The sequence below is a fragment of the Nocardia sp. bgisy134 genome (assembly GCF_965341865.1).
Taxonomy (GTDB): Bacteria; Actinomycetota; Actinomycetes; order Mycobacteriales; family Mycobacteriaceae; genus Nocardia.
In genome coordinates this window covers 135486-158058 of the sequence record NZ_CBDQZP010000001.1, presented here as the reverse complement: position 1 = coordinate 158058, position 22573 = coordinate 135486, and the positions used below count along the sequence as shown (strand labels likewise).

General features: G+C 69.6%; 18 protein-coding genes. 9 read left to right on the top strand and 9 right to left on the bottom strand.

Annotated elements, in window-relative coordinates; genetic code table 11:
• The first annotated feature begins 231 nt into the window (after positions 1-231).
• Positions 232-2799 (top strand): LuxR C-terminal-related transcriptional regulator, encoded by a 2568-nt coding sequence (locus tag ACRWNM_RS00725; RefSeq protein ID WP_431962358.1) that lies wholly within the window; start codon positions 232-234, stop codon positions 2797-2799.
• 104 nt (positions 2800-2903) lie between these two features.
• Positions 2904-3116 (top strand): hypothetical protein, encoded by a 213-nt coding sequence (locus ACRWNM_RS00720; RefSeq protein ID WP_431962356.1) that lies wholly within the window; start codon positions 2904-2906, stop codon positions 3114-3116.
• 4 nt (positions 3117-3120) lie between these two features.
• Here ACRWNM_RS00720 and ACRWNM_RS00715 read toward each other — a convergent pair whose 3' ends face one another.
• Positions 3121-4164 carry a crotonase/enoyl-CoA hydratase family protein gene (locus ACRWNM_RS00715; RefSeq protein ID WP_431962354.1) on the bottom strand — a complete coding sequence of 348 codons (1044 nt, stop codon included), beginning with the start codon at positions 4162-4164 and terminating at the stop codon, positions 3121-3123.
• A gap of 34 nt (positions 4165-4198) precedes the next feature.
• Entirely contained in the window at positions 4199-5827 is a 1629-nt protein-coding gene (locus ACRWNM_RS00710) for an acyl-CoA dehydrogenase family protein (protein ID WP_431962352.1), read from the bottom strand.
• 160 nt (positions 5828-5987) lie between these two features.
• On the opposite strand from ACRWNM_RS00710, the gene ACRWNM_RS00705 reads away from it, so the two are divergent.
• On the top strand, positions 5988-6743 hold the full coding sequence (locus ACRWNM_RS00705; RefSeq protein ID WP_431962350.1) for a PaaX family transcriptional regulator C-terminal domain-containing protein: 756 nt from the start codon (positions 5988-5990) through the stop codon (positions 6741-6743).
• A gap of 287 nt (positions 6744-7030) precedes the next feature.
• Positions 7031-7753, top strand: coding sequence for a Mut7-C RNAse domain-containing protein (locus ACRWNM_RS00700; RefSeq protein ID WP_431962348.1), 723 nt, complete (start codon positions 7031-7033; stop codon positions 7751-7753).
• Positions 7754-7761: 8 nt separating this feature from the next.
• Here ACRWNM_RS00700 and ACRWNM_RS00695 read toward each other — a convergent pair whose 3' ends face one another.
• On the bottom strand, positions 7762-8475 hold the full coding sequence (locus ACRWNM_RS00695) for a TetR/AcrR family transcriptional regulator (protein ID WP_431962346.1): 714 nt from the start codon (positions 8473-8475) through the stop codon (positions 7762-7764).
• A gap of 131 nt (positions 8476-8606) precedes the next feature.
• Here ACRWNM_RS00695 and ACRWNM_RS00690 point away from each other — a divergent pair, with 131 nt between their 5' ends.
• Positions 8607-9752: an acyl-CoA dehydrogenase family protein gene (locus tag ACRWNM_RS00690; protein WP_431962344.1), complete on the top strand. Its 1146-nt coding sequence runs from the start codon at positions 8607-8609 to the stop codon at positions 9750-9752.
• 114 nt (positions 9753-9866) lie between these two features.
• Here ACRWNM_RS00690 and ACRWNM_RS00685 read toward each other — a convergent pair whose 3' ends face one another.
• From ACRWNM_RS00685 to ACRWNM_RS00670, 4 genes are all read right to left on the bottom strand, one after another.
• Positions 9867-10781, bottom strand: a complete 915-nt coding sequence (locus ACRWNM_RS00685) for an RNA polymerase sigma-70 factor (protein WP_431962342.1) — start codon at positions 10779-10781, stop codon at positions 9867-9869.
• Positions 10778-11953 (bottom strand): NAD(P)/FAD-dependent oxidoreductase, encoded by a 1176-nt coding sequence (locus ACRWNM_RS00680; protein WP_431962340.1) that lies wholly within the window; start codon positions 11951-11953, stop codon positions 10778-10780. Before ACRWNM_RS00680 ends, ACRWNM_RS00685 begins: the two co-directional genes overlap by 4 nt.
• A gap of 113 nt (positions 11954-12066) precedes the next feature.
• The gene (locus ACRWNM_RS00675; protein WP_431963544.1) at positions 12067-12678 is read right to left on the bottom strand and encodes a methyltransferase domain-containing protein; all 612 of its coding nucleotides are present in this window, start codon (positions 12676-12678) and stop codon (positions 12067-12069) included.
• Between the two features lie 116 nt (positions 12679-12794).
• Positions 12795-13064 (bottom strand): DUF2277 domain-containing protein, encoded by a 270-nt coding sequence (locus ACRWNM_RS00670; protein WP_431962338.1) that lies wholly within the window; start codon positions 13062-13064, stop codon positions 12795-12797.
• 95 nt (positions 13065-13159) lie between these two features.
• Between ACRWNM_RS00670 and ACRWNM_RS00665 the strand changes: the two genes are divergently transcribed.
• Positions 13160-14710: a metallophosphoesterase gene (locus ACRWNM_RS00665; protein ID WP_431962336.1), complete on the top strand. Its 1551-nt coding sequence runs from the start codon at positions 13160-13162 to the stop codon at positions 14708-14710.
• Positions 14711-14814: 104 nt separating this feature from the next.
• Positions 14815-15735: an STAS domain-containing protein gene (locus tag ACRWNM_RS00660; RefSeq protein WP_431963542.1), complete on the top strand. Its 921-nt coding sequence runs from the start codon at positions 14815-14817 to the stop codon at positions 15733-15735.
• A 10-nt stretch (positions 15736-15745) separates the two neighbouring features.
• Here ACRWNM_RS00660 and ACRWNM_RS00655 read toward each other — a convergent pair whose 3' ends face one another.
• Positions 15746-18208 carry an MFS transporter gene (locus tag ACRWNM_RS00655; protein WP_431963540.1) on the bottom strand — a complete coding sequence of 821 codons (2463 nt, stop codon included), beginning with the start codon at positions 18206-18208 and terminating at the stop codon, positions 15746-15748.
• A gap of 436 nt (positions 18209-18644) precedes the next feature.
• Between ACRWNM_RS00655 and ACRWNM_RS00650 the strand changes: the two genes are divergently transcribed.
• Complete coding sequence (locus tag ACRWNM_RS00650; RefSeq protein WP_431962334.1) at positions 18645-19946, top strand: diguanylate cyclase domain-containing protein; 1302 nt, start codon at positions 18645-18647, stop codon at positions 19944-19946.
• Here ACRWNM_RS00650 and ACRWNM_RS00645 read toward each other — a convergent pair.
• Entirely contained in the window at positions 19922-21160 is a 1239-nt protein-coding gene (locus ACRWNM_RS00645) for a PucR family transcriptional regulator (RefSeq protein WP_431962332.1), read from the bottom strand. The genes ACRWNM_RS00650 and ACRWNM_RS00645 overlap by 25 nt on opposite strands.
• Before the next feature lie 283 nt (positions 21161-21443).
• Here ACRWNM_RS00645 and ACRWNM_RS00640 point away from each other — a divergent pair, with 283 nt between their 5' ends.
• Positions 21444-22571, top strand: a complete 1128-nt coding sequence (locus ACRWNM_RS00640) for an esterase/lipase family protein (RefSeq protein WP_431962330.1) — start codon at positions 21444-21446, stop codon at positions 22569-22571.
• Positions 22572-22573 lie beyond the last annotated feature (2 nt).

Genomic DNA, 22573 nt, shown 5'->3' with positions numbered 1-22573 from the left:
ATATCTCTCCGATGACACGCCAGTGCATGCTCCGATCCGTGCCACACGAAATTCGGATGCGCCGTCGCTATTTCCCTTCCGGACACCTTTAGTATGAAAACCGAAATACAGAGATTCCTGAGCCAGGCGCGAAAAATTATGTCGGCAGTCGGTCCAGGAGGCACGGTGACCATCTCGCACGGCCCTGCTCTACGTTCGATCTCCGCTGACGACAGCGGAATTCCTTCGGAAATGCCGACGTTCTCGTCGGCGCCGATTGCCAGATCGACGCTGATCGACCGACTCGACGCCTTCCTCACGGGCGACCAACTGCGGGTGCTGGTGGTTTGCGCGCCCGCCGGGAGCGGCAAGACCGTCCTGCTCGCCGACTGGGCGAGCCGGCTCCGGGCGCGGACGGCCCGGCGTCCGGCGCTCGGGTGGGTCTCGGTGTCCGAGCATCCCGAACCCGGTGCCGCACTGTGGCAGACGCTGCGCGACCAGCTGGGGCTGCCGAAACCGCCGCAACGCCCGTCCGTCCAGGCTCCCGGCTTCGACGCGGCACAGCTCGTCGAGACGCTGACCGCACGTGGAACACCGACCGTGATCGTCATCGATGACGCCCACCTCGTCACCGGACCGCTCGCCCTCGCCGGGCTGGAACACTTCCTGCTGCACGCGCCGCCGACGGTCACCACCGTGGTGTCCGGCCGCTTCGCCCCGCCGCTGCGCTGGCATCTGCTCGGGCTGACCGAGCGATCGACCCGCTGGGGCGCAACGGACCTCGCGATGTCCGGCGCGGAGATCGCCGCGCTGTGCCGCGAACACCACTGCGAACTCGACGAGTCCGAACTCGCCACGGTCCTCGACCTGACCCACGGGTGGGCCGCGCTCGTCCGCATCGCCGCGATGTACTTGGCCGCCAATCCCGACCGGTCCGCGGCGCTGGCCGTGCTGGCCCGGCCGCCGCGCGCCGTCTCCGACTTCCTGGTCGGCGAACTGATCGGCGCCCTGCCGCTGAACGTGCGATTGTTCCTGACCTACACCAGCGTTCCCGACTCGTTCACCGAGCGGCTGGCCGACGACCTGATCGGCGGCGGGTCCGCACTCACGCTGTACGAACTGGACCGGATGAACTTCCCGCTCACCTCGATCGCGCGCGGCGACGACATCTGGTTCACCTTCCACCCGATGCTCCGGGCGTACTTCCTCGCCGAGGTGAACCGCCTCGGCGCGCGGGCCCGTTCCGAACTGCACCTGCGGACCGCGAACGCGCTGCGCGCCGCCGGGCTGCCGCGTCACGCGCTGACGCATCTACTCGCCGTCGCCGATCCGCGGCACCTGCGCGAGTTCCTCGCCGAATGCGGGACGACGATGGTCCTCGACGGAGACGGCGCGGCGCTGTTCGGTGAGCTGCACCGCGCGCGGCCGAGCCTGCTCGACGACCCGTTCGTGTGGCTGTTGCGCGTCCTCGACGCGCTCTTCCACGGCAGCGCCGCCGACGCGCTGGCCTACCTGGATGTCGCGGGCTCGCGCCGGGACCGGCCCTCGTTCGTGCCCGCACACTGGATCGACGCGCTGACCCTCGCCGCGACGGTGGATGCCGCCGTCGCCACCGGATCGGTGTCGGGCGATCTCGCCATGGACGCCGCGCCGACCGGCAACCCCGATATCGATTGCTACCTGGCGATTCAGTCGGCCACCGCGATGGTGGTCGGCGGACAGCTCGACCGAGGCGAGGAGGTGCTGCTGCGCGGTCTCGCGCTGGCATCGCACACCGGCCATCCGCGCCTGGCGCTGCGCGCGCTCACCCGCCTCACCTTCATCGCCTGCGGACGCGAGGCCACCGCCTCGATGCGGGACAGGGCGGCCAAGGCGCTCGTCGTCGCCGCCGAGCACGACCTGAACGACACACCGGATGCGGCACAGGCGATGACGGCCGCAGGCGTGGCCGCCTACCTGCGCGGCGAGCAGCCCGATCGGGCGCACGTCGCGGCGGCGCTGACCCGTCACGCGGTGCAGGACGGGTCGGCGAGCCCGCTGGCCGGATGGCACGGTTACGTGATCGGACAACTACTGGCCGTCGATCAGGCCGCCGACAAGCGCGCCGCCATCGACGACCTGCGGCGCAGTACGCAGTTGCTGCTCGACAAGAACAGCGTGCCCGGCGTGACCGCCACCGTGATTCCGCACGTGGTGTGGGCCCTGCTGAGCGTGCACGAACCCTTGGCCGCGCAGCTGCTGGCCGAACGGGCACAGCAGTTGCTGGGCGACCTGCCCGACGTCGTCGTGGCCCGCGCCGCGGTGGCGGAGACGGCCGAGCACAGCCAGGCCGCGCTGGCGCTGCTCGAGCCCTTGCTCGAGTGCGCCGGCGCCGTGCGGCCGTCCACCCGGATCACCGGATGGTTGCTGTACTCGTCGGCACACCACAGCCTCGGCAACGGCGCGAAGGCGCACAGCGGTCTGGAGAACGCGTTGCGGGACGCCGCGGTCGATCACCTGGTCCGTCCCTTCCTCGACGTTCCGAACGCGATAGAACTGCTCGACGTGTACGCGGGCCGATTCGGTCGCCTCGACGCGTTCGGCGATATCGTCCGGCAGAATCGCAACGCCGCGAGGAACTCGACGCACCCGGCGCTGACCGAGGCCGAGATGACCGTGCTCAAACACCTTCCCTCGGGCCGGACCGCGCAACAGATCGCGGCCGACCTCGGCGTCTCGATCAATACCGTGAAAACGCATCTGCGGTCGATCTACGCGAAATTCGGCGCGAACTCCCGCGTCGCGGCGCTCGATTACGCCCGGCGCAGCGGCGTGCTCTGACCACGCGCGCTCGCCTTTCCGGAAATCTCATCCGCGGTGTGTGAGGTGAGCCACGCGCGCGGCGCGGCAGACTCGACCATCGCGCAACCACAGGGAGGAGAGCCATGCCGGTCCCGACCAGATACCAGTTCATCATCGACGGCGAGCTGTCCGACCGCGCCGTGGCCGCCTTCCCCGATCTCGATGCCGCGCCGTCCAGCAGCGGCACCACCTCGCTGTTCGGGCCGGTGTCCGATCCCACGGCGATGCGCGCCATTCTGGCCATGATCGACAATCTCGGCCTCACCCTGCTGGAGATGCGTCAGCTGCCGGATTGAACGGTCAGTGCTCGGCGTCCTCCTCACCGGATGCGCGGAACTGCGCGCGTTTCCAGTCGCCGTACGGTTCGTCGCGCTCGCGCACGGCCTCGCGGAATCCGACGGTGGCCGAGCGCAACTGGAAGGCGTAGCCCTCGCGGGTGTGCCGGGAGATGCCGTCGAACACGGTGCTGACCATGCCCGAATTGGCCACGCCTTGCGCGAGCAGCGCGCTGTTGAGCGCGAGCTTGGCCATGATGAGCTGGTTGACCGGCATCCGCGCGATGCGGGCGACCAGCGCCTCGGTGCGCTCGTCGAGTTCGTCGGCCGGGCACGATTCGACGGCGAGACCCCATTCGGCGGCCTGCTTGCCGCTGAGGCAGTCGCCGGTGAACAGCAGCCGCTTGGCGAGCTGGTCGCCGAGCCGGTGCGCCCACATGCCCGCCGCCGGGATGCCCCACACGCGGGTGGGCGGGTAGCCGATCTTGGTGTCGTCGGCGCAGATGATCTGGTCGGCGAACAGCGCGATGTCGGTGCCGCCCGCCACCGCGAAGCCGTGCAGCTTGGCCACGGTCGGTTTGTTCGCGTGCAGCAGGCTGGCGAAGCCGCGGTTGAAGCGGCTCATCATCTGGTAGTCGACCATCGGATCCCAGGTGCCCCAGGGATTGTGGTTGCGTGCCTGCACTGCCGGGTCGAGGACGGTGCCGTCGACCGGCGCCGCGCCGCCGTCGGGCGTGAAGCCGTTCTCCGCGAAGATCGACAGGTCGTAGCCGCCGCAGAAGCCCTTGCCGCGCCCGGACACCAGGATCACGTGCACGCGCGGATCGAGGTCGGCCCGCTCGACCGCCGCGGCGAGCTCGATCGGGGTGTCGGCGGTGATCGCGTTGCCGTGTTCGGGACGGTCGAAGGTGATGCGCGCGACCCGATCGGTGACCTCGTAGGTCAGTGTTCGGTACCTGATGTCGGACGGCGCCTGCTCCCGGTCGGCGAACAAGGAGTCCTTGCCTTCGGTCAGGCCTTCGTACCAGGCGGCCGGACGGGTGCCTGCGTGGTCGGTGTAGTCGGGCAACGGGAATTCCCTTCGAGGATCGGACGGGTGCGGGTCAGAACTTGGGCGTGACGCGTTCGATGATCGCCCCGGTGTCGAGTCCGTTGGGCAGGGTTCCGAACACATCGCCGCGATCGTGACCGAGCCTGCTGACGACGAACCCGTCGGCGACGGCCGGATGGCCGTAGCGCACCAGCAGCGAGGCCTGAAGTACCTGCGCCATCTCGCCGACGATGCGGCGGGCGCGGTACTGGATCGTGTCGAAGTCGGCGAATCGGCCGCGCAGGTCGTCGACCGCGGCATCGAGCCGGGCGTCCGCGCCGCGGGCCAACTCGACCTCGTCGAAGAAGACGCCGAGGGTCTCCGGCTGTTTGGCCAGCGCGCGCAGCGTATCGAGGGCGGCCACATTGCCCGAGCCCTCCCACACCGACATCAGCGGCGCCTCCCGGTACAGCCGCGGCATCCGCGATTCCTCGACGTACCCGTTGCCGCCGAGGCATTCCAGCGCTTCGGCCGCGTGCATCGGCCCGCGCTTGCACACGTAGTACTTGCTGACCGCCAAGGCGATCCGGCGAAGCCGATCGGCGGTCTCGTCGCCGGAGACGGCCCGGTCGGTCACCTCGGCGAGCCACAGCCCGACGGTGGTCGCGCCCTCGGCCTCCAGCGCCAGGTCGGCGAGGACGTTGCGCATCAGCGGCTGGTCGATCAGGTGCGCGCCGAAAGCACGGCGGTGGGTGGCGTGGTGCACGGCCATGGCGACGCCCGCGCGCATACCGGAGGCCGAGCCGAGCGTGCAGTCGAGCCGGGTCAGGTTCACCATCTCGATGATGGTCGGCACGCCGCGGCCCTCCTCGCCGACCAGCCAGCCGACGGTGTCGTCGTACTCGACCTCGCTGCTCGCGTTGGAGTGGTTGCCGAGTTTGTCCTTCAGCCGCTGGAGATTGAACGTGTTGCGGGTGCCGTCGGGCAGCACGCGCGGGACGAAGAAGCACGACAGTCCGCCCGGCGCTTGCGCCAGCACCAGGAAGAGGTCCGACATGGGCGCCGAAGTGAACCACTTGTGCCCGGTGAGGCGGTACGTGCCGTCCGCGACCGGCACGGCGGTCGTCGTGTTCGCGCGGACGTCCGAGCCGCCCTGCTTCTCGGTCATCGACATGCCAGCGATAAGACCGCGTTTGGTCGACGGCACCCGCAGGCCGGGATCGTATTCCTTGGCCACGAGCAGCGGTTCGTACTGCGCCGCGAGTTCGGCGTTGGCGCGCAGCGCGGGCACTACGGCGTAGGTCATCGAGATCGGGCACCCGTGCCCGGCGTCGACCTGGCTCCACACGCTCATCTTCGCGGCGCGGACCAGGTGCGGGCTCGGACCGCTGTCGGCCCACGGCGCGCCGTGCAGGCCGAAGCCCACCGCGTACTCCATCAGCCGGTGATAGCTCGGGTCGTATTCGACCTCGTCGATCCGATGCCCGTAGCGGTCGTGCGTCCGCAGCACCGGCGGGTGCGCCTCCGCGAGGTCGCCGAGCGCCTGGGCTTCGGCGCTGCCCGCCAGCCTCCCGACCGACCGCACGTCCTCGATGGCCCGCTCGGCCCCCGCCCTGCGCAGCGCCTCCAGAATCGCCGGCTGCTCGGCCGCGTCGAAATCCACCAACGGCGGAACCTGATTCGTCACCACATGCGTCGCCATCGCACCCCGTCCTCCAACTCGACTATTACAACCCTGCGTCACGCGCCACAACTTTGCAATACCCTGCCGCTGCCACACCCGTCCACACGCCTCACACAGGCGGTGGCTGTGCGAGGCGTGCACGAGATGTGCGGGAACCGGAAGTGGTTAGCATCGGGGCATGGATTCGCGTGGGACGCCGGTGCGCAAGCTCACCGCGCGGTCGGCGATCCTGAGCGCGCTGCTCGGCGCGCATCCCGCCGAGGCGCCGGTGAGCTGGATCGTGCGGGTGGCGGTCGGGCTCGGGCTCCAGGAGTCGGCGGTGCGCGCGGCGCTGACCAGGATGGTGGCGGGCGGCGATCTGGAGCGCCGCGACAGCGCCTACCGCCTCGCGCCGCGGCTGATCGAACGCCAGCACCGCCAGGACGAGGCCATGCACCCGCCCACCGGCGCATGGGACGGCACTTGGCGGCTGGCCATCGTCACCGTCGGTGCGGACGACTCCACCGACCGGGCTGCTTTCCGGGAAATGTTGCGCGCCAAGAAGTTCGGCGAGTTGCGCGAGGGCGTGTGGACTCGCCCGGACAATCTCGGCACCGAGTTCCCCGCCGGCGCGGCACGCCGCCTGACCGCGTTCACCGGCCATCCCGGTGAACCGGACGGCGAACTGGCCGAACGGCTTTTCCGGCCGGACGCCTGGGCCGAGAACGCCCGGTTACTGTTGTCCGCGATGGCGCAGGCGGAATTCATCGGCGACCGTTTCGAAGTCGCCGCCGCGACCGTGCGCCACATCCTCAACGACCCGATGCTGCCCGCCGAGCTCCTGCCCCCGCACTGGCCGGGCCGCGAACTTCGCGCGTCCTATGTGAATTTCCGCGCGGAGTTCGCCGAGTTCGCCGAGGCGCTGATGGGGAGCGCCGTGCCACGGCAGCGATAGGGCGCCGATCCTCAGACGACTTACGGCTCTGCACGGCAGCGACACCGAAAGGCGCAGCGCCACGGCGCCGAAAGGGGGCCGCACCGAGACACCGATGCACGCCGGCGCCGGGACAGCGCGGGGCCGAGGCCACAGACAAGCGCCGCGCCGGGTATCGCCAGACGCTCGCCCAAGGCATTGGCATACGCATCCCGATCGAGCGCGAGTGCAGACGGTACGTCGGCTACGTGCGCGACCGGCGGGCTCGCCGGGCTGCCTCACAGTACCCAGCCTGGCATGCTTGGCTGGTGGGTACCGGGGAGATCACGGTCGAGTTCGCGGCCGAGCTGACGTTGTTCGTCGCCGCGGGGCTGCGCGGGGGTCCGTCGACCGTGCGCGTCGACGGGGTGTCGACCGTGGGGCACGTGGTCGAGTCACTCGGGACGCCGCTCACCGAGGTGGGAGCGTTGGTGGTGAACGACGAGACGGTGGGACCCGCGTACGTGCCCGTCCACGGGGATTCGCTCGCGGTGCTGGCGGTGACGCGTCCGCAGCGGATGCCCGAGCCGGTGCGCTTCCTGCTCGACATCCACCTGGGCACCTTGGCGCGGCGGCTGCGCCTGCTCGGCATCGACGCCGCCTACGAGAACCCCGACATCGGGGACGCCGCCCTGGCCACGCGCTCGGCGGCCGAGCGCCGGATCCTGCTCTCCCGCGATCGCGGACTGCTACGGCGACGCGAAATCTACTCGGGCGCCTACGTTTACAGCCACAAGCCCGCCGAACAACTCGACGACGTGCTCTCCCGCTTCGTACCCGGCCTCGCCCCGTGGACGCGATGCACCACCTGCAACGGCCTGTTGCGCGAGGCCGACAAGGCGGACATGCGCGGGCGGCTGCCCGACCAGACCGAACAGACCTACGACACCTTCGCGCAGTGCGTCGACTGCGGCCAAACCTATTGGAAGGGCGCGCATCACGCCCGGCTCGACGCGATCGTCGCGCACACGCGGCGGAAGTTCGGTTCCTGATCGCGGCCTCACATCACGGCGGCCTCGCCGCGGTAGTCCTCTCCGGCGATCAGCAGGTCCCGCAGTCGCGCCGCGGGGTCGAGCTCGATGCCGAGCGCGCGCAGCCGGTGGTCGATCAGCAGCCACGCCTCGGCGGTGAGCTGGTCGACCAGCGCCTCCCTCGTGCTCTCCCGATGCGTGAGCCACCAGCGCACGGAGGCGTCGATCAACCCGAGCAGCGCGATGATGAGCCGCTCCGCCGCGGCCCGGTCCGAACCGAAGCGCGGAATGTATCGCGTTGCGGCGGTGAAGATCTCGGAGGCGAAGGCGCTGCCGCCGATGCGCGGCTCCTCGTTGCCGCTGCGGTAGTTGCGCTCCACGAGGAAGCGATACAGATTCGGATGCTCCCCCGCCCAGGCGACGTGTTCGGCGATGGGAGCGCGGATGACGTCGATCGGCGTGCCGTCGACGTCGAAGGTGGCCCGAATGCGGGCGGTGAGTTCCGCGTGCGCGTGGCGCGCGACCGCGCGGTCGAGTTCCTCTTTGCCCGCGATGTGCCGGTAGACGTGCGTGCGCACCAGTCCGGCACGGTCGGCGATCTGCCCGATCGAGGCGTCGGGTCCGTGTTCCTCGATCGCCGCGACGGCCGCCGCCACCAACGCGCGGCGGCGTTCGACGCCGCCCGGTCCCCGCGCGCCCGAGCGGCGGGTTTCGGCGGTGTCGGTCCAGCGCTGTCGTCCCACGCGGCTCACCGTATCCGACGTCCTCGGCGCTCGAAGTTCCGTCTTGTCCCAGCGCACCCGATGGTACACACTGTACCCGTAAATACTGGTCACAAGTATCGCCAGTAGTACACCGAGCCTAAGGAGTCTCGATGGCCGCCTACCGGTCGTGTTGGATGAACGACGACCTGGACGCGCTGCGCGAACTCGCGCGCGCCTTCTTCGAGAAGGAAGTCGCGCCGAACGTCGACAAGTACATCGCCCAGCACCACGTCGATCGCGACCTGTGGAACAAGGCCGGCGAACTCGGCCTGCTCTGCCTGTCCATCCCGGAGGAGTACGGCGGTGGCGGCGGCACCTTCGCGCACGAGGCCGTGCTGATCGAGGAGCAGGCCAGGGTGGTCGACACCGCGTGGGGCCAGAGCCTGCACAACGGCATCGTCGCGCACTACCTGCTCGCCTACGGCACCGAGGAGCAGAAGCGGCACTGGCTGCCGAAGATGGCCAGCGGCGAGGTGGTCGGCGCGATCGCGATGACCGAGCCCGGCACCGGCTCCGACCTGCAGAGCGTCAAGACCAAGGCGGTCCGCGACGGCGACGAGTACGTCGTCAACGGCTCCAAGACCTTCATCACCAACGGCGCCCAGGCCGACCTGATCATCGTCGTGGTCAAGACCGACACCACCCAGGGCGCGGCGGGCATCAGCCTCGTGCTCGTGGAGGCGGACCGGCCCGGTTTCCGGCGCGGCCGGGTGCTGGACAAGATCGGCCAGAAGGGCCAGGACACCTCCGAGCTGTTCTTCGAGGACGTGCGCATCCCGGTCGCCAACCTGCTCGGCACGCAGGAGGGTCAGGGCTTCATCCAGCTCATGCAGCAGCTGCCGCAGGAGCGCCTGATCATCGCGGTGGGCTCGGTGGCGGGCATGGAGACCGCGCTGGAGCACACGCTGCGCTATGTCAAGGAGCGCGAGGCGTTCGGCCGCACGGTCTTCGGCTTCCAGAACACCAAGTTCAAGCTGGCCGAGGTCGCCACCGAGGCGAAGATCGCGCGCGTCTTCACCGACGACTGCATCGCCAAGCACATCGTTGGCGAACTCGACATCCCGACCGTGGCCATGGCGAAGTGGTGGACCACCGAGCGCGCCATGTCGGTGGCCAGCGAATGCCTCCAGCTGCACGGCGGATACGGGTACATGAGCGAATACCCGATCTCGCGCATGTGGGTCGACAACCGGGTGCAGATGATCTACGCGGGCACCAACGAGATCATGAAGGAGATCATCGCAAGGTCGCTGTGAGCGAAGTCCGTTGTGCCACCTGGCCTCTACTGCGGCACAACGGTATTCGACACTGCCGCGCCCGATCCGGCCTCGGCAGGACCGTCGGCGCGGCGACGTGACGTCCGTGCCGCATCAGCGGTGCGGACCGACGTCGTGCGCGGTGCCGCCCGCGATGGCACCCAGCTTGTCCGGGTTCGCGATGTTGTGCACCGCGACGATCCGGCCGTGCGCGTCCAGATCGAGGGTGATCACCGCGATCACCCGGTCGGCTCCGGTGAACACGATGCCCGGCCCGCCGTTGATCGGCAGCACACTGATGGTCATCTCGGAGACCTCGACGCCCTCGTAGGTCCGCGGGCGGGCCAGCCCGGCGAACCAGGCCGCCACCGTGCCCGCACCGACGATCGGGCGCAGCGCCTGGCGCACCTTGCCTCCTCCGTCGGTCCACAGCGTGACATCCGGGGCGAGCAACTCCATCAGCGCGTTGATGTCGCCGCCGGTGGCCGCGCTCAGGAATCGTTCGGTGGCCTGCTGTTTGGTGGCGCTGTCCTCCTCGAAACGCGGCCTGCGGGCGTGCACGTGCTTGCGCGCGCGCAGCGCCGCCTGCCGCACCGCGGGCTCCGAACGTTCCACCGCCGAGGCGATTTCGGCGTAGCTGAAGTCGAACACCTCCTTCAGCACGAACACCGAGCGCTCCAACGGGCTCAGCGTCTCCAGCACGACCAGCATGGCCAGCGACACCGAATCGGCGCCCGCCACCGCGTCGGCGGTGTCGCCGGTGGTGAGAATCGGCTCCGGAAGCCACGGGCCCACATAGGTTTCCCGCTTGTGCCGCACCGACCGCAGCCGATCCATCGCCAGATTCGACACGATTCTGGCCAGATACGCTTTGGCATCCGCGACCGAGGACCGGTCCGCCGCCGACCATTTGAACCACGCGTCCTGCACGATGTCCTCGGCGTCGGCGGCGGTCCCGAGTATCCGATAGGCGACCGCGAACAACAGATTCCGGTACTCGGCGAAGATTTCCTGATCCCGGTCGGTCATGCCGCCTCGATTCGTGTGCTGCGACCGCCCTTGCGCCACACGGCCGAAGCCAGCGCGCCGTACTTCTTGACCCGGGCGAACACATCCCACGGCGCGGCGTTGACGGCCTCCTTGTAGGCCACCGCGCGCTTGCCGGTGAGCACGAACCGGTTCGGGCTGTCGTCGGGCCTGGTGAACTGCACCACCGCGTCGCCGCGGCCGAGGCTGATCGGGAAATGGAAGTACCCGAACCGGAAAGGCTTGGGCCGCTTGCCCTTCAGCTCGAGGGCGATGGCCAGCGCCGCGTGCGCTCCGGTCGGCATGCCGCTCTGGCAGGTGCCGTGGATGACGCCGTAGTTCTGCCGCACCGCGGCCGCGTCGCCGACGGCGTAGACGTTCGGGTGCGAGACCGAGCGCAGCACGGTGTCGGTGACGATCCGGCCGTGGTCGTCGACCGTCAGCCCGGCCTGCTCCGCCAGCGGCGAGACCCGCACGCCCGCCGTCCACAGCACCACGTCGGCGGGCAGGTGGTCGCCGCCGACGAACTCGACGGTGTCGGGCCCGACTTTCGCGACCTCCACACCCGCGCGCACGGTGACGCCCAGCCGCGCCAGCCCGTCGCGCAGATACGTCCCCGCCTTGTCGCTCAGCGCCGCGCCCGGCTCCGTCCGGCCGAGCAGGGTGACGCGCAGGCCGGGGTGCTGGTCGGCGATCTCGGCGGCGGATTCCACGCCGGTGAGCCCGGTGCCGCAGACCACCACCCGGGCGCCTGCGTCGAGGCCCCGCAGCCGCCAGGAGAGCCGCTGCGCCTCGGCGAGGTTGTAGAGGGTGTGCGCGTGGTCGGCCACGCCGGGGACCGACTCGGTGTCCGCGACGCTGCCCAGGGCATAGACCAGGGTGTCGTAGCCCAGCGTCCGGGCGCCGTCGACCAGCACCGTCCGCGCGGCGGCGTCGATCGCCGTCACCCGGCCTTGCACGAAGTCGATGCCCATGCCCTCGATCATGTCGGGAATCCGGAGATCGGTCAGTTCTTCGCCTGCCGCGGTCTGGTGCAGGCGCAATCGCTCGGTGAACCGCCGCTGCGGGTTGACCAGGGTGATGCGCACGTCGTCACGCTTGCGGGTGCGGGCGGCCAGGCTCATCGCCGCCGTCATGCCGGTGTAGCCCGCGCCAAGGATCAGGATCTCGGTCATCGTCGCGTCCTTCGCTGTCGATCTTTCGCTGACAGACTCGAGACGGATCCCGTCCTCGCCGTCGTGACATCCGGGACGGGTGATCCACGCCACATCGGCCTTCCGGACCGCCCTCACGCGGGCACCGCCCGATGCTCGGTGGCGGGTTCCGGATCGCCTGGACCGTCCGAGCGGTACGCGGTGATCCGCCAGGCGCTGCGCTGCGATCCCGCGCCGAGGCGTTTGCCCCACGAGGAACCGGTGGCCGCGATGTCGGCGGCCGTCGCGGGCGTCACTCCGGTGATCGTGAGACCTTGTGCCGCACAAGGTTCGGCGAGACCGTGCAGAGCGTGCTCGTCGATCGGCGGCAGGCCGGAACCTCGGTCGTGCTCGGTCACCGAGACGAGGATCGACAGCGCCGCGCCCGGCTTCATCACCCGCGCGAGCCCGGCGACGATCACCGGATCCGCGGTGATTACGCCGCGCAGCAGCGAACCCCAGGGGAAATACACCGTGACGATGTCGGCGACGCCGTCCAGTTCCCGCGGCAGCCGCTCGGCGGCCGCCACCACGAACAGCGTGTTCGTGAGCTTGCCGCGCACTGCCTTGCGGGAGGCCCCGGACATGCCCGCCGCATGGGCGTCCACGCCGATCACCAGCCGCTCCGGGACGGCGGCCGCCGCGGCGAGCACCGCGCGTCCGTCGCCCGTACCGAGGTCGATCTGGACCGCCGGATGGCGGCCGATCAGCTCTCGGGCTTAACCGACGTCCACCTCGCGGATCTGCTTGCCGCTCACGATTCGCATGGGCGCGACAGTAAGCCAAACGCGTCCGCGGGCGCATCCGATTTTTCGGCGGCGGATCAGCTCCGCGCGGCGATCCTGGCCTGTACCTCGGGGCGGCGCAGCGGCGGCACCGACTTCGGCGGCACCTTGCGGTCCGGCAGCTCGGCGAGCAGGCGGGTCGTCACCGCGGCGATGTCGGCCACCGCGGACTCCACCACCGGACGCGTCGCCGCGGAGACGCTGGACAGACCTGCGACCTTGCGCACGTACTGCAGCGCCGCCGCCTGGATCTCCTCCGGTGTCGCCGCGGGCTCCAGCCCGCGCAGGGCAGTGATGTTTCGGCACATGCTTCGAGGCTACCGAGGGTGTCCGACATCGTCGCGAGCTCCGCACGGCGGTCCCGCGTAAGGTCGGGACGGTCGGTACGGGAGAGGGCTGCGCGGTGGTCGTTGTGATGGTACTGGTCGGTGTCGGGGTGCTCGCGGTGTTCGCCGGGCTGCATTTGTACTTGTGGCGGCGCTTGGTGCGGGACACCACCGCGCCGCGAACGATGGCGCGGCGGATCGGGACCGCGGTGCTGGTGGCGGGTCCGCTGCTGCTGATCGGCGCGTCCGTCGGCGACTCGGCCGGACTGCCGTTCCCGTTGGTGCGGGCCATCGCGTGGCCGGGTTATCTGTGGGGCGCGCTGATGGTGTATCTGTTGCTCGCGCTGCTGGTCGGCGAGGCAATGCGGCCGTTGCTGCTGCGCTGGTTCGCGCGCAAATCCGCCGAGGGCACAAGCACTTCGACACGGCGGGACGAATCCGCCTACGCGACAAGCGCTTCGGCCGAACCCGGCGTAGGACCGGCAGAGATGCCGACCACTCCGGATAAGAGCCGCGCAGCATCCACCGAGGGAGCACCGGCCACCAGCCACGCGGCATCCACCGCGGCGGCAACCACACCAGCCACCAGCCACGCGGCATCCACCGACGTAGCCACTCCGGCCACCAGCCACGCGGCATCCACCGACATAGCAGGCACACCAACAGATCGAGGCCGGACATCCGCGTCGGCAGCTCCGGCGCAGCAAGTCCGAGATCCCGCCGACGCTGCGAGCGCTCGGAAGCACACCGGTACGAGTGGCGATACCGAAGCGGCGCAGGCGGTTACCGCCACGCCGAAGCCGATCTCGCGGCGGATCTTCGTGTCCCGCGCGGTGGCCGGGACCGCCGCGCTCACCGCGGCGACCACCGTCGGCGTCGGCACGTACGGCGTGCTGAACGGGCCGCAGGTCAAACGACTGACCGTGCCGCTGGCCAAGCTTCCCCGTTCGGCGCACGGATTCCGGATCACCGTCGTCAGCGACGTGCACCTGGGCCCGATTCTCGGCAGGGGATTCGCCGAGCGAGTTGTCCGCACGATCAACGACACCCAGCCCGATCTGATCGCGGTGGTCGGCGATCTGGTGGACGGCAGCGTCGAGGACCTGCGCCCCGCCGTGGAACCGCTGAGCAGGCTGCGCGCCAGGCACGGCGCGTACTTCGTCACCGGCAACCACGAGTACTTCTCCGGCGCGGAGGAATGGGTCGAGCACGTGCAGGATCTCGGGCTGCGCCTGCTCGCCAACGATCGGACCGAGCTGCCCGGTTTCGATCTCGCGGGCGTCAACGACGTGGAGGGCGAACACACCGGGCACGGACCGGATTTCGCCAAGGCGCTCGGCGATCGCGACCGTGCGCGCACCGCTGTCCTGCTGGCGCACCAGCCCGTGCAGATTCACGACGCCGTGGCGCACGGCGTCGACCTGCAACTGTCGGGACACACCCACGGCGGCCAGCTCTGGCCGGGGAATTTCATTGCGGCGCTGGCGAATCCGACGCTCGCCGGACTGGAGCGCTACGGCGACACACAGCTGTACGTGACGCGCGGGGCCGGTGCGGCGGGCCCGCCCGTCCGGGTCGGCGCGCCCTCCGACATCACCGTCGTGGAGCTGGCCGCGACGCGGGCTTGACATGTCGTCCGGAGGATGGCGCGGCACCGGTGAAACCCCCGCGCCCGAAACGCGCTCGGGTATACGATTCCCGAGTACCGCTGATGCCCCTCGGTGCGAAATCGATGGAGGGCCACGTGTCCGATGTGTTCGACCCCGTCGCGACCGAAATCGGCGTGAACGGCGGCGGGGCCGGTCTGTTATCGGAACTGGTGCGACACCTCAGGCAGAACCGGACCGCCCTGCGCGAGGAGTGGGCGCGGCTCATCACCGAGGCGCAGCTGCTCACCGCGATGACAGCCGAGGAGATGTTCTCCGAGGTCACCGCGGTCTACGACAACTACGTGGCGGTGCTGGAGACCGGTAGCGTCGAGGCGCTGCAGGCCTACGCGCGCGACCTGTCCGAGCGCATCTTCCCCCGAGGGGTGGAGACCGACGAGGTGCTCGGCATCGTGCTCCTGCTGCGAGATGTGCTGGCCCGCTCGCTGTTCGAGAAGTACCAGTCCGATTTCGACCTGCTGAACCGGGTGCTCGACGCCTACGAGCCCGCGGCCAACCGCATCGCGAGCACCGTGGCTATCTCGTTCGTGCAGGAACGCGAACGCGTCATCCGCCAGCAGCAGGAAGCCATCCGCGAGCTGTCCACCCCCGTGCTCCAGGTCCGCGAACAGCTGCTGATCCTGCCCATCATCGGCGTGCTCGACAGCCAGCGCGCCCGCCAGCTCACCGAACAGCTGCTCCGCGCCATCCGCCACAACCGCGCCAAGGTCGTCGTCATCGACATCACCGGCGTACCGACCATCGACTCCACCGTCGCCAACCACCTCGTCCAAACCGTCGACGCCTCCGGCCTGATGGGCGCCAGCGTGATCATCACCGGCCTGTCCTCGGAGATCGCGCTGACCCTGGTCACCATCGGCCTCGATCTGTCGAAGATGAACGCCGTCGGCGACCTCCAGGGCGGCATCGAAGAGGCCGAACTCCTGCTCGGCTACGAGGTGAGCCGCGGCGGCGATCCGGCGCGGCGATCCGAACCGGCGAACTGACCGGCCGCGCTCAGTCCTCACCGTCGCGGCCGTAGCCGAGCCGCACGTCGTGCACGGCCTCGCCGCCCGACACCGTCACCCGGCTCGTCACCGGCGGATATCCGCGCGCGACCACGGTGTACTGGCCCTCGGCAAGGTCCTGCACGACGTAGCGGCCGTTGGCGTCGGTGCGCACCGTCGCCGTGAGATCGCCCGCCAAGTCCAGCAGCATGATCTGCGCGTCCGGCACCGCCCTGCCGTCGGCCAGCGCCGACCCGGCCAGCACCGCGTTCGGCTCCATGTCGATGTCGTGGCGCAGCAGGCCGCTGTCCGGCACGGTGAGCGTGGTCGCGTGCGGGCGCATGTGCTCGGCGAGCGCGACCATCGTGTAGGTGCCCGAGACCACCCCGTGGCAGACGTAGGCGCCGTCGTCCGCGGTGACGGTGGCCCCGACGACCTCGCCCTGCCGATCGGTCAGCGTGACGGTCGCGCCGCCGAGCGGATTTCCGCTGCCCGCGGATCTGACCGTCCCGGAGAGCGCACCGGAGCCACTCAGCTTCACGTCGAGTTCCTGTGGCCACGAACCGGCCACGATGCTGACCGCGGTCGGCTGATGTCCGGCCGCGGCCGCGATCAGCACGTAGGTGCTCGCGTCCGGCACGTCGATGGCGTAGGAGCCGTTCGTGTCGCCCACCGCCCTGGCGATCTGACGCCCGCCCTTGTCGATCAACGTCAGCGCCGCGTCCGGCACCGGGTGCCCGTCCTCGTGCTGGATGCGGCCGAACAACGAGCGGGACTCGGCCGCGGCGGCGAGCACCGGTTCCGGTTCGGAGAAGACCTCGGCGGCGCCAGCCCACACCTGCGCCTCCTCCCAGCTCGACGAGCCCTTCGCGCCGTCGGGGCCATCCGGCGGCACGATCGGATCGTCTTGCAGCGGAATCTCTTTCATGAACATCAGCACGACGCCCGCGAGCACGGCCACCGCGGCGGCGACGTAGAACACGCCCTGCATGGAGTCGGTGAAACCGACCAGGATCGGCACGCGCAGATCCGCGGGCATGGCGGCGAGCTCGCCGGTGTTGCTCTGCAACTCGCCGAGCCTGGCGGCGTCGAAACCGTCCGGCAGCCGCCCGCCGAAGGCGTCGACAATGCGGCCGGGTAGCAGGTTGAACAGGATGGTCAGGAAGATCGCGACGCCGAGGGTGCCGCCCATCTGCCGGAAGAAGGTGGCCGCGGCGGTCGAGACGCCCATGTCGGTGCGCGGACCCGCGTTCTGCGCGGCGATGATCAACGTCTGCATGCAGGCGCCGAGCCCGCAGCCGATCACACCGCCGTACAGCAGCGGCTCCCACAGCGGGCTGTCGTAGCGCACCCCGCCGTGCAGCACCGCGCCGAGCGCGATCAGGAAGCAGCCCGCCACCGGCAGGATCTTGTACTTGCCGGTGAGCTTGGTGATGATCCCGGCGATCTGCGAGCCGACCATGATCCCGACCACCAGCGGCAGCATCAGCAAGCCCGCCTTGGTCGGCGAATATCCGCGCACCACTTGGAAATACAGCGGCACGAGCACGATCGCGCCGAACATCGCGACGCCGACGATGAAGCCGCCCACGATGGACACACTGAAGGTGGAGTTGCGGAACAACCGCAGCGGAATCAGCGCCGCGTCCTTCATCAGGAATTCCACCAGCACGAACAGCACGAGACCGGCCGCGCCGACGCCGTAGCAGAGCAGCGCTCGATCCGAGCTCCAGCCCCACTCCCTGCCCTGTTCGGCGACGATCAGCAGCGGGACGACGCACACCGTGAGGGTCAGCGCCCCGAACCAGTCGATGCGATGCGGCTGCCGCTGATGCGGCACATTCAGCACCTTGGCGACCACCAGGAAAGCGACCACGCCGATGGGCACGTTCACCAGGAACACCCAGCGCCAGCCTTCCAGGCCCGCGAGCTCGTCGTAGCCGGAGAACAGTCCGCCGAGCACCGGCCCCAGCACGGTGGACGAGCCGAACACCACCATGAAATAGCCTTGGTACCTGACCCTTTCGCGGGCCGGGACGATATCGCCGACGATGGTGAAGGCCAGCGACATCAGGCCGCCCGCGCCGAGACCCTGGAACGCGCGGAACGCGGCGAGTTCGTACATCGAGGTGGCGAAGGTACAGGCCACCGAGCCTGCCACGAACAGCCCGATCGCGGTGAGGTACCACGGTTTACGGCCGTAGATGTCGGCGAGTTTGCCGTAGAGCGGCGTGGTGATGGTCGCGGTGATCAGGTATGCCGTTGTCGCCCAGGCCTGTTCGTCGAATCCGTGCAGGCTGTTGGCGATCGGCACGATCGCGACGCTCACGATGTTCTGGTCCAACGCGGCCAGGAAGATGCCGAGCAGCAGGCCGGAGAGGATGGTGAGAATCTGCCGATGCGACAGCTGCGTGCCTGCCTCGGCCGCCAGGTCCGGCGTCGGCGCCGGAGCCTGGATGGTCGTATTGGTCATGTAGATGCCCTGGTTCTGATCGTCCAACGGTTGCGATCTTGCGTTCGGAACAAAGCGCATCCGGCGGCCGCGCGCACTCGCGCGCGACCAAGCCATGCGCCACAAGCGATCTGCTGTGTCGTACTGATAGATCAAGGGGATGCTGCGACGCGGCGAGCTTACCGGTGAACGGCACGGCCTCTTTAACGAGGCTAAGCAGCGCGCTGGTCAGGGCGCCCCGCGACGCGAGCTCGGTGATTGCTGTTCATTAACCGCGGGCGGTATCCTTGACCTTCGATACCAACTAGTCTCATAATCTCGCTCTCGGCTAGTGGATGGCAGCACCGTTACCTCGTTCGGATCGGCAGGGTGGGCGATCGCCGGACCCGGCGGGGTTCCAAGCACTGTGGATTGATGTGGACACCGACCGCGCGTCGTTCGTCGAACGGGGATTCGCATGGACGAGAAGAAGACCATGGTGGGCGATCCGGAGCAGGCGGCCGAGCGGTACCGTTCGCTGGTCGAACACTCTCCCGATGCCATTTGCGTGCACGAACGCGGCGTCGTCGTGTATCTCAACCCGGCCGGCGTGCGCCTGGTGGGCGCCCGGTCCGCGGACGAGATCGTCGGACGCCCGGTCAGCGATTTCATCGCACCTGATTCCGTCGCCTCGACCCTGGCCAGGATCGACGGGTTGCGCGGCAACGGCGACGCGTCCGAACGAGCCGTGCTCACGCTGCTGCACGCCGACGGCGGCCGCGTACCGGTGCAGACCGTCTCGGTGCTCACCGTCTGGCAGGGCAGGCGCGCGTACCAGGTGGTGCTGCACGATCTGAGCGCGCAGCACGCGGCCGAGCAGGCCCAACGCCGAGCCGAGCAGCACTTCAGCGCGATCGTCTCGCAGCTGGAGGAGGGCGTCATCGTGATCAGCAGGCAGGGCATGATCGAATCGATCAACCCGGCCGCGCTGCGCATATTCGGTTGTCGCGGTGGACAACTCGTCGGCGCCCGGTTCGACAGGCTACCGCTGCGCATGGTCGACACCGAGGGCGTCCCGCTACCCGCCATCCGGCATCCGGTCGCGCGGACGATGGCGACCGGCGAGCCGGTCACCCGCTTCGTCTTCGGCGTGGACGGCACCGATCATCACCGCCGCTGGCTGACGGGCAGCTGCAGGCTGCTCGATCCGGCCGACGGGACATCGCCGGTGGTGAGCTCGTTCACCGACATCACCGCCACCCGCGCCAGCCAGCGCGAGCTGCAGTATCAGGCCACCCACGACGGGCTGACCGGGCTGCTCAACCGGAATACCATCCTGTCCGCCCTCGACACCGCCCTCGCCCATCCCGCGGGCGGCACGCTGTCGGCCGTGCTGTTCGTCGATCTCGACGGGTTCAAGGCCATCAACGACGGGCACGGACACGTGGTCGGCGACGTCGTCCTGCAGGTCGTGGCGCAGCGCCTGCGGCGGGCCGTGCGACACGGCGATCTGGTCGGCAGGCTGGGCGGCGACGAGTTCCTCGTCCTGCTCTGCGGACACGAGATCGGCCCGGGGCCGATCGTCCGGCGGCTCGCCGCCTCGGTCGCCGAACCGATTGTCGCCCAAGGACAACGGCTCGCGATGCGGGCCTCGATCGGGGTCACCACGATCGCGCCGGGCGATCCGCGCACCGCCACCGAGATCCTGCACGACGCCGACACCGCGATGTACCGCGAGAAGGCCGCCGCGAGCGCTCAGGGGCGATCGACCGCCGGATAGAGCCGGTGGATGGTGAGCGCCGCGGCGAGCATCCGCGAGTTGGTGGGTTCGGCGGGGTCGATGCCGGTGAGCTCGGCGATGCGGCGCAGCCGGTAGCTGAACGTGTTGGGGTGCACGTGCAGGCACGCGGCGGCGGCCTTGCGGTCCGAGCCGTACTCCAGATGGGCCTCCAGCGCCTCCAGCAGGTGCGGATTGCGCAGCAGCGGGGCGATGCGCTGGGCCAGCCGGTCGCGCGCCGGGCCCGGCCTGGTGAGCTGGTACTCGAGGAGCAGATCGTCGAGCTGGTAGCGGCCGGTCGGGCGGTTGAGCAGCCTGGCCAGCGTCGCCACCTCGGCGGCCTGCTCCGCGGAGCCGGGGAGATCGGCGCGCGGCACGCCGCGACACTCGGCGAGGTAGACCTGGGTGCCGAACTGCTCGGCGAGCTCGGTGGCGAGGCCGCGATGGCGCGCGGCATCCGCTTTGGCGGATTCGGAGTGGTTGGGCAGCAAGGCGATTCCGCTCGAGCCGTCGAAGGTGACCAGCGCGGTGCCGTTGCTGAGCGTGTCCAGCGTGCGGTGCAGGACGCGGATGCGGCGGCGGGCGACCAGGTCGGCCACCGTATGCGGTTGCTCGTCCGGGCGCAGGTGGATGGCGAGCACGGTGTAGCGATCGGTCAGCGGCGTATCGGCGCGAGCCGCGAGTTCGTCGGCGGGCAGCCCGCGCAGCAGGGCCGTACACAGTTCGCGGCGCGCCTCGCGCTCGGCGTTGTAGATGGACTGCTCGACCTCGGTGTAGGTCTCGACGACGACGATGTTGATGTGCATCAGCAGGTCGAGCAGTCGCGAGCCGACGACGACCAGCTCGTCCTTCTCGTCGGGCCTGGCCTGCGCGGCGGCCTCGGCGAGCACCGACTGCGCCGAGCCGTGCATCGCCTCGATCAGGAGACCCAGCGGGAAGCGGTCCTCGGCGTGCCGCTCGGCGACGGGGACCACGAACCCGGCGACCTCGGCCCTGGTGAACTCGCGTCGTTCGCCGATGGCCTGGAGCACGGCGCGGCCGCAGGCGTAGATGGTCGGCAACACCTCGGCGGTGAAATGGCCCGCGGGCAATTCCGACGCGGGCGGCGTGGCGCCGAGACCCGCGGCGAGCATGCGCTCCGCGATCTGCGGCCACCTGGTCAGCAATCGGGACACCAGCGGGAGGTCCCCGGTGACCGGGGGTGAAGCGACAGCCATGGCCCGATTGTTACCCACGACAGGGTTGACGACAATGCGTCCGTCGCCACGGCCAAGAACTTTGTCGCAGGCGACAAGGGCCCGTCGACTTTCTTCGTCCTGGCGTGCAGTGACGCGATAGACCATCCGGTCTTACATTTTCATCACCGCCGTCGCGAGATGGCGCGCGTCACAGACGACGTCCAATTGTGAGCTGCGCCATAGTAATTCCCTCGGGGGGCGGCAGTCGAGCTGATGGGAAGTACGAAAGATGTTTGCAACGAGGCAACGAAGCAGGCGTGCCATGGCCTGCGCCGCGATGATCGCGGGGCTCGCGCTGGCGCAGGGATCGGGCGCGGGGGTGACGATCGCGAACCCGGCCGTCGAGGGGAGCGTCGAGTCGACAGCGCAGGCGCTCGCCGACGCCATCGACGCCGGGCTGCTGCCCGCGGCCGACGGCAGGCAGCCGAAGGCGATCGTCGACACCGGCTCCGGCTCCGGCTGGGCCAAGAGCACCTCCTCGGCGGCCATCGGCGAGGGGCCGGAGATGACCGCGGCGCTCGCCGCGTTCGCCTACGGTCTCACCCACCCGGACGCCGCGCCCGCAGGCGCGAACCGGTGGGACTGCAAGCCGAGCGCCGCACACCCGAACCCGGTGGTGCTGCTGCACGGCACCTGGCTCAACGCCTACGACACCTTCGCCTACATGTCGCCGCGGCTGGCGCGCGCCGGGTATTGCGTGTTCGCCTTCAACTTCGGCCGCTCCGGGCTGATGGAAGGCGGCGGTCTCGGCGCGGTGCTGCCGGGCCGGTTCGGCGTGGGGCCGATGGAGGAATCCTCGCGCCAGCTCGCCGAATTCGTCGAACAGGTGCGCGGCGCGACCGGCGCGGACAAGGTCGACATCATCGGGCACTCGCAGGGCGGCACGGTGGCCAATCGGTACCTGAAGTTCGACGGCGGTGAGGGCAAGGTCGGCAAGCTGATCAGCTTCGGCGCCACCCACCACGGCACCTCGCTGATGGGCATCGCCACGCTGGGCAGGGCGATCAACAACCTCGGCGTGAACATCCTCGGCTTCTACGAGCCCATCGTCGGGCTGTCGAATATTCAGCAGGCGGTCGGCTCGTCGTTCTACGCCACGCTGAACGCCGTGGGCGACACCGTCCCCGGGGTGGCCTACACCTCCGTCGGCTCGCGCTGGGACGAGATCTCCAACCCCTACGACTGGACCTTCCTGACGGCGGGCCCGGACGCCACCGTGGACAACATCACCCTCCAGGCGGGCTGCGAGCAGGACATCTCCGACCACCTGACCATGATGTACTCACCCCGCTCCACCTCGATCGCGCTGCGCGCGCTCGACCCGGCGGCGCAGTCGGAGCTGGCGTGCGCCTTCAACCCGTGGTTGATCGGTGGTGGCGGCGGCCTCTGAGG

Bases quoted from the DNA above. Each gene is read 5' to 3' on its own strand.
- ACRWNM_RS00670 (WP_431962338.1), bottom strand. From the start codon at position 13,064: ATGTGCCGAAACATCACTGCCCTGCGCGGGCTGGAGCCCGCGGCGACA.
- ACRWNM_RS00720 (WP_431962356.1), top strand. From the start codon at position 2,904: ATGCCGGTCCCGACCAGATACCAGTTCATCATCGACGGCGAGCTGTCC.
- ACRWNM_RS00645 (WP_431962332.1), bottom strand. From the start codon at position 21,160: ATGGCTGTCGCTTCACCCCCGGTCACCGGGGACCTCCCGCTGGTGTCC.
- ACRWNM_RS00660 (WP_431963542.1), top strand. From the start codon at position 14,815: ATGGAGGGCCACGTGTCCGATGTGTTCGACCCCGTCGCGACCGAAATC.
- ACRWNM_RS00725 (WP_431962358.1), top strand. From the start codon at position 232: ATGCCGACGTTCTCGTCGGCGCCGATTGCCAGATCGACGCTGATCGAC.
- ACRWNM_RS00650 (WP_431962334.1), top strand. From the start codon at position 18,645: ATGGACGAGAAGAAGACCATGGTGGGCGATCCGGAGCAGGCGGCCGAG.
- ACRWNM_RS00685 (WP_431962342.1), bottom strand. From the start codon at position 10,781: ATGACCGACCGGGATCAGGAAATCTTCGCCGAGTACCGGAATCTGTTG.
- ACRWNM_RS00705 (WP_431962350.1), top strand. From the start codon at position 5,988: ATGGATTCGCGTGGGACGCCGGTGCGCAAGCTCACCGCGCGGTCGGCG.
- ACRWNM_RS00710 (WP_431962352.1), bottom strand. From the start codon at position 5,827: ATGGCGACGCATGTGGTGACGAATCAGGTTCCGCCGTTGGTGGATTTC.
- ACRWNM_RS00680 (WP_431962340.1), bottom strand. From the start codon at position 11,953: ATGACCGAGATCCTGATCCTTGGCGCGGGCTACACCGGCATGACGGCG.
- ACRWNM_RS00655 (WP_431963540.1), bottom strand. From the start codon at position 18,208: ATGACCAATACGACCATCCAGGCTCCGGCGCCGACGCCGGACCTGGCG.
- ACRWNM_RS00690 (WP_431962344.1), top strand. From the start codon at position 8,607: ATGGCCGCCTACCGGTCGTGTTGGATGAACGACGACCTGGACGCGCTG.
- ACRWNM_RS00640 (WP_431962330.1), top strand. From the start codon at position 21,444: ATGGCCTGCGCCGCGATGATCGCGGGGCTCGCGCTGGCGCAGGGATCG.